Below are 12,685 nucleotides of genomic sequence, written 5' to 3'. Positions count from 1 at the left end.
ATCACTCGGCGTCCGCGTCCGATTCTACCCGTGGCAGTGCGATAACCGGCCGATCGGCTTTGGTAACGAGTTTGAGCGAGCGGTCACCCGACAGAAACTGCAGCAGTCGGTTTCCACCGCGGGAGCGGTATGCGATGGCGCTCGCATCTACCTCATCGGCCGCTTCGAGGATCGCTCCGACGACATCTCGAGCGTAGGCGGTGTGCTCGTTCGCATCGGGAAACACCCTGCGGACGGCGGCGTACGACTCCGCAGCCAACTCTTCGGACTGCACGACGGGTGTCTTATCAGGCACACCTTCGCCCTTTTCGACGACGTGAAGTGCCGTTACGTGGCTGGGGTTGTACGGCTCGAGCGCCATTGCTGTCTCGATAGCGTCGTCTTCGTTTGCGACCGGGACGAGAACGTGACCGAGAAGGTCTCCGTCGGAAGCGTTGTGGGAACGACTCATATACAGGATAGAGGGAAATGTCCTTCATAATGGTTCGGGAGTGCGATCCAAACGTTGCTCGCCGAAACCGACGCCGGCACACCACGGTATCGCGAACCGACAGAGGGCTTTTGCCGTGTGACTGCCTACGAACGGTATGCCTATCGAGACAGACGCCGAAGTCCGAACCGTCCTCGAGCAGAACACGGTCGCCGTCGTCGGCTGCTCGTCGACACCCGGGAAAGCCGCCCACGAAATCCCGAAATATCTCGACGCACAGGGCTACGAAGTCATCCCGGTCAACCCGAATGCGGACGAGCTACTGGGACGGCCAGCCTACGATTCGCTCTCGGACGTCGAGGAGGACATCGACATCGTCGACGTGTTTCGCCCAAGCGACGAAGTCGCCGGCATCGTCGACGCAGCCCTCGAGCGAGACGACGTCGAGGTCATCTGGCTCCAACTCGGTATTCACGACGACGAGGCGGTCGCTCGAGCAGAAGCGGCCGGTCTGACGGTCGTCGAAGATCGGTGTATGAAACCCGAACACCAGCGACTGGTCGCGTCTGCCTATCATAGTAACAACTGAAACGAGTTACACACGTATCGCACCCGACAGGGTCGCTTTCGACGTCCGTTGTCGGGGCCGTCGCCACCGGGTCACGTCCCAATGGGTGACCTGCTCCACTTCCGAGTCGCATCAGTACTGAAACCGAGCACCGATTCGACTACTCTCACTTCGAAACGTCACGGAACGCTGCCTCGATGACTTTCCCGAGCGTCGGGTGGGCGTGGATCGTATCCGCCACTTCGTCGATGGTGGCCCCCGTCCGCATCGCGACGACCGCCTCGTGGATCAGCATCGACGCTTCGTATCCGATGACGTGACAGCCTAGGAGCTCTCCATCGGGTGTCGCGAGCACCTTCACAAAGCCGTCCTCGAGTTTCTTCGCCCGCCCCATCGCCGAGTCGGCGTAGTCGGCCCGGCCGACGACGTACTCGCGGCCGTTTTTTTCGAGTTCCGCTTCGGTTGCCCCGACTCCAGCGATCTGAGGCTCGGTGAAGATGGTGTGTGGCATCGCGGTGAGATCGAGTTTCCGACGGTTAGCGTGAACGACACTGTCGATCACGTGGCGCGTCTCGTAGTCGCCCGCGTGTTTGAACATCGCGTTCCCGGCCACGTCGCCCTGTGCCCAGACGTTTTCGGCGGTGGTCTCTAAGTACTCGTTCGTCTCGATGAACCCGCGGTCGTCTATCTCGATGCCGGCGGCCTCGAGGTTCAGCGCGTCGGTGTTCGGGCGGCGGCCCAGTGCGACGAGGATCTCCTCGCCGCTGACTGACAACGTCTCGCCTGCTTCGGTTTTGGCGTGGACGTGATGGCCGCCATCGACTGCTTCGACGCCCGTCACGCGATAGCCAGTGTGGACGTCGTATCGCTCGCTTGCGAGTTCGGTCAGGGCCGTGGCGACGTCGTCGTCCTCGCGCGAGACGAGCGTCTCGTTCTTCTCGACGATGGTGACGTCCGTTCCCATCGAGTCGAAGACGTAGCCGAGTTCGACGGCGATGTACCCGCCACCGAGGATGACCAGACTCTCCGGGAGGTCGGTCAGGTACAGCGCGTCCGTGCTCGTCAGGTAGTCGACGCTCTCGAGACCATCGATCGGCGGCACGGCGGGTCGGCTGCCGGTTGCGACGACGATCTTCTCGGCGGTTACCTCTCGACCCTCGAGTTCGACCGTCCGTTCGTCGACGAACGCGGTCCGCTCTTCGAACAGCGTGAGACCGTCCGTATTCCGGTAGCGTTCTTTCATATCCGCAGCGATGCTCCCGAGTACGTCGTCCATCTCGTCAACGACGGTTTCCCAGTCGATCCCCGCAAGGGTCGCATCGACGTGGAACCGGTTGGCGTCCCGGACGTGGTTGACCGCATTTGCTGCCTGAATGAGCATCTTCGATGGGTTGCAGCCGCGGTTGAGACACGTTCCGCCGAGCGGGCCGGGTTCGACGAGCGCCGTCTCGAGTCCGTTATCTGCCGCCGCCGCGGCGACGTTGTTGGCTGTCCCACCACCGATGACGAGAACATCAAAATCGGCCATTCCAGTGCTACTGACACCCGAACACGTAAATAGCGATCGGGGTTGTTCACCGCTGAGACACGACCGGTGTACTGGATGCTGGAGCGGGGGCTACGTCATCGAAGTCGCACGTGAGCCGGTGATCGCTCTCAGTCGGGTGCGTACTCGTCGTGGATGCGATCCATCCGCGCTGCCATCACGAAATCTGTCTTGTGGAGGCCGTCGATTTTGTGTGTCCACATCTCGACCGTAACCTCTCCCCACTGCAGGTGGATGTCCGGGTGGTGCCACTCTGCTTCGGCGAGTTCACCGATTTCGTAAGTGAACTCGTGCGCATCGCGAAAGTCCTCGAACGCGTACGTTCCCTCGAGGTGGTGTTCGTCGACGACCGCCCAGACGTCACCATCGAGTTCCTCGAAATCGTCCGCGTACTCCGCTTCGGTGAGCGGTTCGTCGTCCGACGTACACGCGGTACACTCCTGATCTGCGAGTGCTTCGGCCATACTGGAACTATGCTCGCAGTCCGCTTGTATGTTGGCCGTTGCCGTGGACTGCTGTTCGTTGCTCCACTCGGGATCGCCCGGCTCACGAATCCGTCACGTCCCTCTCCGTGACCGGCTTCCAGTCGTGCTCCGCTCAGATCTGCCCTGTACATCTTAGTAGTCAGTTGTTCGACTGTGTGGTATGGTCGAAGTTCGAGCGCTGGCGACCGACGCTGTGATCGAGCGAGACGGAGCCGTCCTCCTCCTCGAGCGTGACCACCCGCCGTTCGATGGATGCTGGGTACTTCCCGGTGGCCTCGTCGAGCGGGATGAAACTGCACGAGAGGCGTGCGTCCGCGAAACCAAAGAAGAGGTCGGCCTCAAGGTCACGATCGAGGAGTTCGTCGGTCTCTACGACGACCCCAACCGGGACGAGCGCGGGAACGTGAGTGCAGCGTATCGATGTACTCCCGTCGGCGACGACTCACCGGCACCGCGAGCCGAGGCTCGCCAAGTGAACGCGTTTAATCCGTCCGACCTCCCCGAGATGGGATTCGATCACGAACGAATCGTCACCGATGCGTTACTCGGGTGATCGCGCCCTCGTTGACACATTGGTCTCCCGCCGAATGGCCGCGGGTAATCTCGAGACCGGAGTTAGTGCTCGGAGTCGATGATCTCCGCGTAGTACGCGTCTTCCGACAAGTCCCCCTCGAGATACGCGGTGGCCCACTCCGGTTCGAGAAAGACCATGAACGCGACATCCTCGTTGTCGTCGAGTGCGGTCGGCATCGCTCGGCGATCGAATCCCTGTTCGACGATGTCGGCGTAGGCGTTTCCGAGGATTTCAGCGTCGTCTTCGACGCCGTGGCTGTCGGTGTACTCCAAAACGAGCATGCCGTTCAGCTCCCATTCCGTGACCGAGAGTTCGGGTTCGATGGCGTCGATAAACGCTTCTACGAGGGTTCTCGCCGCCTCCTCATCACCATCGCTTTCATCGTTGCCATCGTCGTCTTCGCTGGCTCCGTCCGTTTCGGTACCGGTTCCACCCGCGTCGGTTACACATCCTGCAAGTATTCCGACGCCGACACCAGCGCCGGCGCTGAGAACGGCGCGTCGTGAGAGTCCAGTCGCTGGTTCGGGTAGTTGCTTTTCGTCCATGCGTCCAGTCAGCGTCGCTCTCTCAAAGTACGTTTGGTTCGATTCGCCAAACTGCCACTTAGTATATATAAAACTGGATAAACCGCTACTGACGAGTGACCGGCTACAACGAACGAAAACGACGAACTGGAGTAATGTGGACGTTATTTCTTCACGTTTATATCAGTAACCGACTACGAACGGCGGTCGCCGGTTCGAGAGAGGACTATCGCCAGCAAGGCACCCGTCGCGGGGAATATCGCGAGGATGATAAACGTCGTTCTGACGGTCGTGATCGAAAGGAGGTAGCCGGCGATGGCAGCACCAGCGGCGCCGACGCCGAAGACACCGAGGTACGTGTACCCATACGAGAGGCCGCGGTCTTCGGGTGGGCTGTACTCGGCAATCGTCGCTTGATACATCGGCTGGAGTGAAAACAACAGGAAGCCAAGCAGCGCGCTGACGGCGAGTAGCGGTATGACGCCTGCCTGTGCCGCCGGCACGAACAGGATCGCAACGACGGTCAGCGAGCTGAGCACGATCATGAGACCGTTTTCGATTCGGATCCGATCGGTCAACTTACCGCCGACGTACTGGCCGGCCATCCCAATCATCAACAACCCGGAGTAGAGATACGACGCGGGATCGAACTCCTCAGCCACTGGACTCCCCGGATCGAACAACTGGAGTTGATCGGCGACGTTCGGCACGAACCCGCTCAACACGTCCGGCAGGAACGTCAGCGTGCTCCGATAGAAGAGGCCGTTCATCATCACGATGCCGATCGCCACTGTAAAGCCAAGCGTGAATAGCGCGCGACTGTCCGTGACGAACTTCGACAGCGACATCGATTCGTCGTCCTCGAGTTCGCCCCCATCCGTTTCCGTCTGGACGGCCGCCGTTTCGTCGAAACTGGACGAGACGGCATACAGAATCGCAACTCCAGCGGGAATGACCAACAGACCGGTGACGACTCGCCAGTCGAACACCAACAGCAACAGGGCGGTCAACAGCGGTCCGAACGCGATGCCGAAGTTCCCGGCCATCCCGTGATAGGCGAACCCGGTTCCACGCTGTTCGACGCCAGTCGAAATGAGCGACAGCCCTGCCGGATGGTAGACGCTCGCTGCAACGCCCCAGACACAGAGGGCGATGGTGATCGTGACGATCCCCTGAGCTGCGCTCAACAGCAGGAACGACCCACCCATGCCAGCCAGACAGACCAAGACCAGTTCCCTCGAGCCGAACTTGTCGACGAGCACGCCTGCCGGGAGGGCACCAACGCCGAACAGCCCATATCCAACTGCGACGGCCGTCCCGAGAATCGCCGTACTCAACCCAAACTCGGAGAGCCAGATAACCATCAAGATCGGAATCGAGAGTTCGTACGTGTGGACGACGGCGTGCGAGATCATCACGAACCCCGTGATGGACCTGTCGTTGTCGGTCAGTCGACTCGACTGCGCTGTGCTCATCTCTAATTCATTGACTGCGTACCGCTGGCATAACGATTTCGACAGCGAGACAAACGAAATCACGGGAAGTGATATCAATCAGTACCGTTCACAGAATTGCGAGGCGGTTGACGTCTGTCTCTTGGCAATCGAGGAGAAACCCGTGCACTGCGACTCGCCACCGATGACGGACTTCCAAGAGTATATATCTAATATATTATAGTAATATACGGAACTACTATTGTGACATAGAAACAATATTGAACAGTGGAACTGGTGGGTTTGCCGTTATTGCTGTCTGTCCAGTTGCTCTCTGTATTCTCTGTTGGCGTTCGATCGCGACGCACGGAGGGACACGCATTCGAGGGAGTCGTCTGCTCACAACAGTCGCTGTTGGCCACGGTAACCGATTATGACGCTTACTCGAGACCGATAGATACTCGACTATACTGAAGACATCCGTCTCGGGAACCGGGTTGGCGAACGATCGTTCGATCTCGAGATGCGAAAGCACATCGCTTGGTGGCCACTTTCGCGAGAACCTATCTTGTATAGAATGGGAACTATACTAGCGCATAGTGGCTGTGACTGACAATATAAGTACGTGTGTTGGTTGATGACGGACCTGTCGCTGTCTCGACCGACGATCGGTCTCTCGTTCGGATCGACTCTGTGTGCTCTGCCACCACTCGACGTCCGTCTCAAAAAATGGCCGGGGATCGCCTAGAAGAGTCCCGGGAAGATCACGTAGCTGAACACGGTCGCGACGATCCCGACGCCGACCGCGTAGTAGATGAGTGGAATCAGGTTCAACCGCATGACTCGGCCCTCGTGGCCGACGAGGCCGACGGTCGCCAGTGCGGCCACGACGTTGTGAATCGCCACGAGGTTTCCGATGGCCCCGCCGACGGCCTGCGCGCCGACGATGATCTGCGTTGGCAATCCGAGCTGTGTGGCGGCCTCGAACTGGAACCCGCCGAAGGTGATGTTCGAGACCGTGTTCGAGCCGGCCATCGCCGCACCGAGTGCGCCAATGAGCGCGGCGATGAACGGATAGGCGGGACCGACCGCGTCGGCGGTCGCCTGTGCGAGCACGAAGATCATACTCTCAGTGCCGTCGGCGTGTGCACCGGACTGGAGCATCACCTGCACCATCGCGATGACGAACACGAGCGCGATCAGGGGCGCAATGAGCTTCTGCCCTGCTTCCGTCCAGGCGGCTTTGACCTCCTCGCCGGACATGCTGTACAGCGGGATCGCGATCAGTGCACAGACGAACAGCCAGAAACCGGGTACGTACACCCAATCGATACCGCCACTCAGCCCTGTTCCAAGGATATTGCTCCACTCCGTCCCGAACTGTTGTAAGATAGACGGCAGTGGCTCGACGACTCGAGTAACGACGAGTAAGACGACCAGCAGAATGTACGGCGCCCAGGCGCGAAGCAGCGACATGTTAGCCGTGCCGACACCACCGTCGGCGACGGTCGCATCACCTGCTCCACGGCCCGTTCCGGCACCATTGGTCTGGCCTGGTTCGATCGTGCCGACCCAGTGAGCGGGCCACTCCTCACGGTCCGGGAAATCCCACTCTTCGTCTGGCACGAAGTAGCCGGCTTTCAGGGCGGTGACGACGATTGCACCACCGACCATCGCTCCCATCAGGCTGGGGAACTCGGCACTGATCTGAGCGGAGAGCCAGTACGGGATGACGAACGCGATTCCGGAGAACAGACACAGCGGCGCAACCTCCCAGGCAGGTTTGAGGCTCCGCTCATCCATATCGCCGAAGAAGTAGACGACCATCCCGACCGCGAACAGTGGCATGACGAACCCGACGAGCGTGTGGTAGGTCGCCGCCCAGACAGCGACCTCGAGGGAGAACTCTTGGACGGTGAAGCCACCCTCGGAAATCGCCGTGCTCGTCGCATCGGTGGAACCGAGTGGATCCTGAATTCCGATGATAATCGGTGTTCCCACCGCACCGTATGTGACGGCGAGGATGTGGCCAACCAGTCCGGCGATGACGGCGGCGAGTGCCGGGAATCCGAGCGCCAACAGGAGCGGTGCGACGACCGCTGCTGGTGTCCCGAAGCCTGCTGCACCTTCGATGAACGCCGCGAGGAAGAAGCCGATCAGGACGATCTGTACCCGACGATCGTCGCTAATCTTCGCGAACCCTTGATTGATCCGATCGAACGCGCCGGCTTGCATTAGCGTATACAGAAGGAGCAACGCACCGAAGACGATCCAGAGGATCTGGATCGCCGTCATTGCGCCGACCGCAGAAGCAGCGAAGAGGTACTCACCTGGCATGTCCCAGACGAAGTAGCCAACGATAAGCGCCGTGACGTACGCGATCGGCATCGCACGCGTGGCCGGCCACAGTAGCCCAACGAGTAATACGCCCGCGAGTACGAGGGGCGTCGCTGCAAGTACGAGCTCGGCGGGACTAGCCATTCGGATCACCTCCGGTGGATCGTGTGAGCGGCGATGGTTCGACCACTATCCCGGCGCTTCGTTTGACAGGATATGCCATGGATTGAAAACTGTCTATTTCGTATTTATAATTGTCGACTGTTATCAAATCACGAATGGCTACTGGTGCCAAAGTAACGATATACTACACCCCTCAGCTGTGGCAAAATCCTCGGTTGGCCTCGCATCCGACGAGACCGTCATCGGCGTGTTGTGCGGACGAATTCGTTTTAATAGAACCATTTGGCTCGGCCACACGACCAGTGACGAGCGAAGCGGACGCCGATCAGGAGACCGGAAGCAGGTCGTTCACTTTTTCGATCGGATGTGGCGGCTTCTCGTCCTGGCGGTCGCGATCGCCGATCTGACTCCGGCAGGACGCTCCTGGTGCGACCGGAGTCCCATCGCTCGCATCGAGTTTCTCGTAGAGTCGTTCGCCGATCGCTTTCGAGAGATCGTAGTGTTCGGCTTCGTAGCCGAACGACCCGGCCATGCCACAGCAACTGGACTCGATCGGATCGACTGCGTAGCCGGCGCGCCGGAGCACCCCGACGGCGTGGTGGTCCTTGCCGGTTGCCTTCTGATGGCAGTGGCCGTGATAGGCGAGGGTTTCGTCGGTCTCGTCGAGGGGAAGTCGTTCGACGAGTCGGTACGTATCCATGTACTCGCTGATTCCGTAGGCGTGGGCGGCGACCGTTTCCGCCTGCGACGTCGGCACCAGATCGAGGTACTCATCCTGGAACACTACCGCGTCGGACGGTTCGACGGTAACGATTTCGTAGCCATTCTGGATGTACTCGGTGAATAAGTCGATGTTCGTCTGGGCGCGTTCCTCGGCGGTGTCGAGCATGCCGACCGAGTACGCCGCACGGCCGCTCGGGGCGACGTCTTCGGGGATCTCGACGTGGATTCCCGCCGACTCGAGGACACGTACGGCGGCTTTTCCGGGCCGCGTGTAGTTGTAGTTCGTGTACGTGTCGGGGAACAACACCACCTTCCGGTCGGCTTCGTGTGGGTCGACCCGCGGACCGCGCTCGGCGAACCACGCCTGCAGGGATGTACGCTCGAACGAGGGCAGTGTCCGCTCGGGAGCGATGCCGGCGATTTTCTCCATCACCAGCCGGCTCCCCGGCAGCTTCTGTCCGACGTTCGCCAGTGGCGCGAGCGTGCTTCCGAGCTTCGAGACCGTGTCGATGTTGCCGAACAGTCGCTCTCGAAGTCCGACGTCCTCGCGCTCGTGGTACTGATACTTGGCTTCGGCTTTGAGCTTCGCCAGATCGACGCCAGTCGGACAGTCGCTCTTACAGCCCTTACAGCCGACACAGAGATCGAGCACTTCCTCCTGGAAGCGCTTGGAGTAGAGTTCCTCTTCCGGAATCTCGCCCGAGATCGCCGCCCGGAGCATGTTCGCCCGACCACGCGTTGTCGCGATCTCGTCTTTCATCCCGCGGTAGGTCGGACACATCACGTCGTCGGTCTGGCGACAGGTCCCACAGCCGTTACAGAGTTCGACGAGCTGTGAGAACCCGCCCTCCTCGGAGAAATCCAGTTTCGTCTGGGGCTCGATCGACGTGTACCCGTCGCCATAGCGCAGGTGTTCGCGCATGTCTGTCGGGTTTTCGTCGGTGTAGACGACCTTCCCCGGGTTCATCCGCCACTCGGGATCGAAGACGGTCTTGACCTCTTTGAACGCCTCCCAGAGCTCGTCGCCGTACATCTTCGGATTGAACGCCGTTCGCGCGAGTCCGTCGCCGTGTTCCCCGGAGAACGAGCCATTGTGCTCGAGCACGAGGTCGGTCACGTCCTCGGTGATCGACTGCATCGTCTGGATGCCTTCGTCTTCCTTCAGGTTGAGGATCGGCCGAATGTGCAGCGTTCCGCTGCCGGCGTGGGCGAAGTAGGCCGCAGAGGTGTCGTGGGCCTCGAGGACGTCCATAAACTGTTGGACGTACTCGGCGAGTTCTTCCGGCGGAACCGTTGCGTCTTCGATGAACGGGTACGGCTTCGGATCGCCGTCCAGGCTCATCAACAGCGGAATCGCCGCTTTACGGAGCTTCCAGAGCTTTGCCTGGGCGTCGTCGGTGTACGCCTCGAGCGCCTCGAAGGCGTCGCCGTCGTCGACGAAGTGAGCGTTCGTCCGGCCGATCGCCGCCTCGAAGTCGTCGACGAGTTCGGAGTCGAACTCGAGCATCAGCGCCGCGTTCGTCCCATCGGGGATCGGCTCCTCGTAGCGGGAGAACTGTTCGGATTCTCGCGCGAGTCGAAAGACCTCGCTGTCCATCAGTTCGACCGCGCTGGCATCGAACTCGAGGGCCTCGGGAACCGCCTCGAGTGCCTCGATCAGGTCCTCGAAACAGTAGAGGACGAGCGCCGTCTCCTCGGGGAGTGACACGAGACTGACCTCGGCTTCGACGACCACACCGAGGGTGGATTCGGCGCCGACGAACAGCTTCGAGAGGTTGATGACGTCCTCGCCGTCGTCGGATTCGTAGATCACCCGGTCGAGGTTGTACCCGGAGACGTTGCGTTTGAGATCCGAGTAGCGCTCGTCGATTTCGTCTTCGTTCTCCTCGACGATCGAGCGCACGGTGCGGTAGATCGCCGCCTCGCGGTCGTCTTTCGTGACGATTTCGTCCCACTCCTCGGAGTCGAGGACGATCTCGCGGGTGTGTATCATCGAGCCGTCGGCGAGGACCACTTTTAGCTCCTCGGTGTAGGCGTCGGTGATACCGTAGCGCACCGAGTGGGCACCGGTCGAGTTGTTTCCGATGCCGCCACCGATCGTCGCGCGGTTCGACGAGGCGGGGTCCGGTGCGAATTTGAGCCCGTGTTGCTCGAGGTGGTCGTCGAGGTCGTCCTGAACGACGCCCGGTTGGACGCGCGCCCGTCGTTGCTCAGCATCGACCTCGAGAATGTCGTCCATGTACGTGCTCAGATCGAGCACCACACAGCCCGGCCCCACCGTCTGTCCGCCAAGCGAGGACCCCGCCCCTCGTGCTATGATCGGCACGTCGTGGTTTGCCGCCACGCGCACGGCGTTTCGCACGTCCTCGGTGTCACGTGGCAGTACAGCCCCCGCAGGCCGGGCCTGGTAGATGCTGCCGTCGGTCGCGTACAACACCTGCGCGTATTCGTCGAAGCGCACCTCCCCCTTCAGGACTGCTCGAAGATCGGCCGCCAGATCCGCGTACTCGCTTACGTCGCTGTGGTCGTGATCAAGTGTGTCTCGGAACTCCTCGTAGCTACTCAGATCATCTTGTGGCTTCTCAACAGCCATTGCCTTATACCACAATATCAATTATTATAAAATCTCTTGTTATGTTCACAATACTATTTTGCTAGTAAAATGGAATGTGAGAGCGATGGAGCAACTGACTGAAACGTCCTCGAGTGCGCTGTCCGCACGCGATGGCCTAGCTACGAGTGATATCCGAACGAGCAGTGATGCTTTCGAACTCGGTTTCAGACGAGTGGATGATTCGACGTCATCTCGAGCACTGTGAGAACGGCAGGTTGGCGGACATGTCGTCAATGGTGTGGCACTCATTCCCACATTAAACATAACCTTTTTGATGTAACTATCCGCGTATGCTACCATGGAGTACACAGCAGTCGATTCGACCCGCGAGTATCTCGCCCGACTCGAGACTGGTGCCGACTGGCGTGGCGAAATCGAAGCGCTGGCACGCACCGAAGAGATCGAGGCCGGCTGGTTCAACGCGATGGGTGCCGTCCAGGACGCCGAGATCTGGTTCTACGATCAGGACGAACAGGAGTACGGCTCGGTGACGTTCGACGAACCGCTCGAGGTCGCAGCCTGCGTTGGAAACGTCTCGACACTCGACGACGACGTGTTCGCGCACACCCACGCTGTGCTCTCTCGGCGGGACGGGGAGACACTCGCCGGACATTTGGAGTCGGCGACCGTCTTCGCTGGCGAAGTCCATCTTCGGGCTTTCGCGGAGCCACTCGTTCGGCAACCGGACGACCGCACCGGACTAGATCTGTGGCTCAACGAGTCCTGACCGACTTCAATCACGTCGCACGTTTTCTCGGTAACCAGTAATTTTAAGCGACTGGTCCGTAGGGGGCAGAGTATGGAACTGCTCCATATCAACATCAACGTCGCCGATGCCGACGAGACGATTGCGTTTTACGAACAGTTCGGATTCGAGGAGACCTGGGAGTTCGAAACGCCAGATGGCGAGACGAAAAATCGGTACATCGCGGACGAAAACGGCATCGAACTCCAACTCTCGGATACTGCGGGTGACGAGGCATTCGACCAGGGGACGGCGTGGGACCATCTCGCCATCGGTGTCGACGACGTCGATGCGGTGTTCGAGGAAATCGATCACTACGGCGTCGTGAAGGAACCGGGCGACCAGCCCGAGGCAGGCGCTCGAACGGCGTTTGTCTCCGATCCTGACGGGCGGAACGTGGAACTCGTCGAACCGTTATCGTAATTTCACGTCGCCGTTCCTCTCATCGCGTGTTATATTTCGGATCGACAGCATACAGCACCAAATGGCTGCCATAGTGTGTCACACCACACGTAATTTGGAAGAACGACGATCTCTAGCGTTGGTTTTCGGATACGTGTCTTGCCGCACCATCGCCTCTCGA

Annotated in this window: 11 protein-coding genes; 4 read left to right on the top strand and 7 right to left on the bottom strand. The window is 60.0% G+C overall.

All coding sequences use genetic code 11. The features are described 5' to 3' along the window. Position 1: 1 nt before the first annotated feature. The gene (locus GCU68_RS18700; RefSeq protein WP_152944165.1) at positions 2-451 is read right to left on the bottom strand and encodes a universal stress protein; all 450 of its coding nucleotides are present in this window, start codon (positions 449-451) and stop codon (positions 2-4) included. Positions 452-587: 136 nt separating this feature from the next. Between GCU68_RS18700 and GCU68_RS18695 the strand changes: the two genes are divergently transcribed. Further along, positions 588-1,019, top strand: coding sequence for a CoA-binding protein (locus tag GCU68_RS18695; RefSeq protein WP_152944163.1), 432 nt, complete (start codon positions 588-590; stop codon positions 1,017-1,019). 145 nt (positions 1,020-1,164) lie between these two features. Here the strand turns inward: GCU68_RS18695 and GCU68_RS18690 are convergent, their stop codons facing one another. Both GCU68_RS18690 and GCU68_RS18685 read right to left on the bottom strand, forming a co-directional pair. Then, positions 1,165-2,526: a dihydrolipoyl dehydrogenase family protein gene (locus GCU68_RS18690; RefSeq protein ID WP_152944161.1), complete on the bottom strand. Its 1,362-nt coding sequence runs from the start codon at positions 2,524-2,526 to the stop codon at positions 1,165-1,167. A gap of 128 nt (positions 2,527-2,654) precedes the next feature. After that, the gene (locus GCU68_RS18685; RefSeq protein WP_152944159.1) at positions 2,655-3,008 is read right to left on the bottom strand and encodes a 4a-hydroxytetrahydrobiopterin dehydratase; all 354 of its coding nucleotides are present in this window, start codon (positions 3,006-3,008) and stop codon (positions 2,655-2,657) included. A 181-nt stretch (positions 3,009-3,189) separates the two neighbouring features. Between GCU68_RS18685 and GCU68_RS18680 the strand changes: the two genes are divergently transcribed. Next, complete coding sequence (locus GCU68_RS18680; protein WP_152944158.1) at positions 3,190-3,582, top strand: NUDIX domain-containing protein; 393 nt, start codon at positions 3,190-3,192, stop codon at positions 3,580-3,582. Positions 3,583-3,644: 62 nt separating this feature from the next. Here GCU68_RS18680 and GCU68_RS18675 read toward each other — a convergent pair whose 3' ends face one another. From GCU68_RS18675 to GCU68_RS18660, 4 genes are all read right to left on the bottom strand, one after another. After that, entirely contained in the window at positions 3,645-4,148 is a 504-nt protein-coding gene (locus GCU68_RS18675) for a hypothetical protein (protein ID WP_152944156.1), read from the bottom strand. A gap of 173 nt (positions 4,149-4,321) precedes the next feature. Then, the gene (locus tag GCU68_RS18670; RefSeq protein WP_152944154.1) at positions 4,322-5,602 is read right to left on the bottom strand and encodes an MFS transporter; all 1,281 of its coding nucleotides are present in this window, start codon (positions 5,600-5,602) and stop codon (positions 4,322-4,324) included. Positions 5,603-6,304: 702 nt separating this feature from the next. Beyond that, positions 6,305-8,041, bottom strand: a complete 1,737-nt coding sequence (locus GCU68_RS18665) for an L-lactate permease (protein ID WP_152944152.1) — start codon at positions 8,039-8,041, stop codon at positions 6,305-6,307. A gap of 304 nt (positions 8,042-8,345) precedes the next feature. Then, on the bottom strand, positions 8,346-11,336 hold the full coding sequence (locus tag GCU68_RS18660) for an FAD-binding and (Fe-S)-binding domain-containing protein (protein ID WP_152944150.1): 2,991 nt from the start codon (positions 11,334-11,336) through the stop codon (positions 8,346-8,348). Positions 11,337-11,655: 319 nt separating this feature from the next. Here GCU68_RS18660 and GCU68_RS18655 point away from each other — a divergent pair, with 319 nt between their 5' ends. Beyond that, positions 11,656-12,084 (top strand): PPC domain-containing DNA-binding protein, encoded by a 429-nt coding sequence (locus GCU68_RS18655; RefSeq protein ID WP_152944148.1) that lies wholly within the window; start codon positions 11,656-11,658, stop codon positions 12,082-12,084. Between the two features lie 72 nt (positions 12,085-12,156). Next, entirely contained in the window at positions 12,157-12,525 is a 369-nt protein-coding gene (locus tag GCU68_RS18650) for a VOC family protein (protein ID WP_152944146.1), read from the top strand. The last annotated feature ends 160 nt before the right edge of the window (positions 12,526-12,685 follow it).

It is taken from the genome of Natronorubrum aibiense (assembly GCF_009392895.1).
Taxonomy (GTDB): Archaea; Halobacteriota; Halobacteria; order Halobacteriales; family Natrialbaceae; genus Natronorubrum; species Natronorubrum aibiense.
The sequence above is the reverse complement of the archived record's forward strand: the minus strand, read 5'-3'. Positions and strand labels throughout refer to the sequence as shown.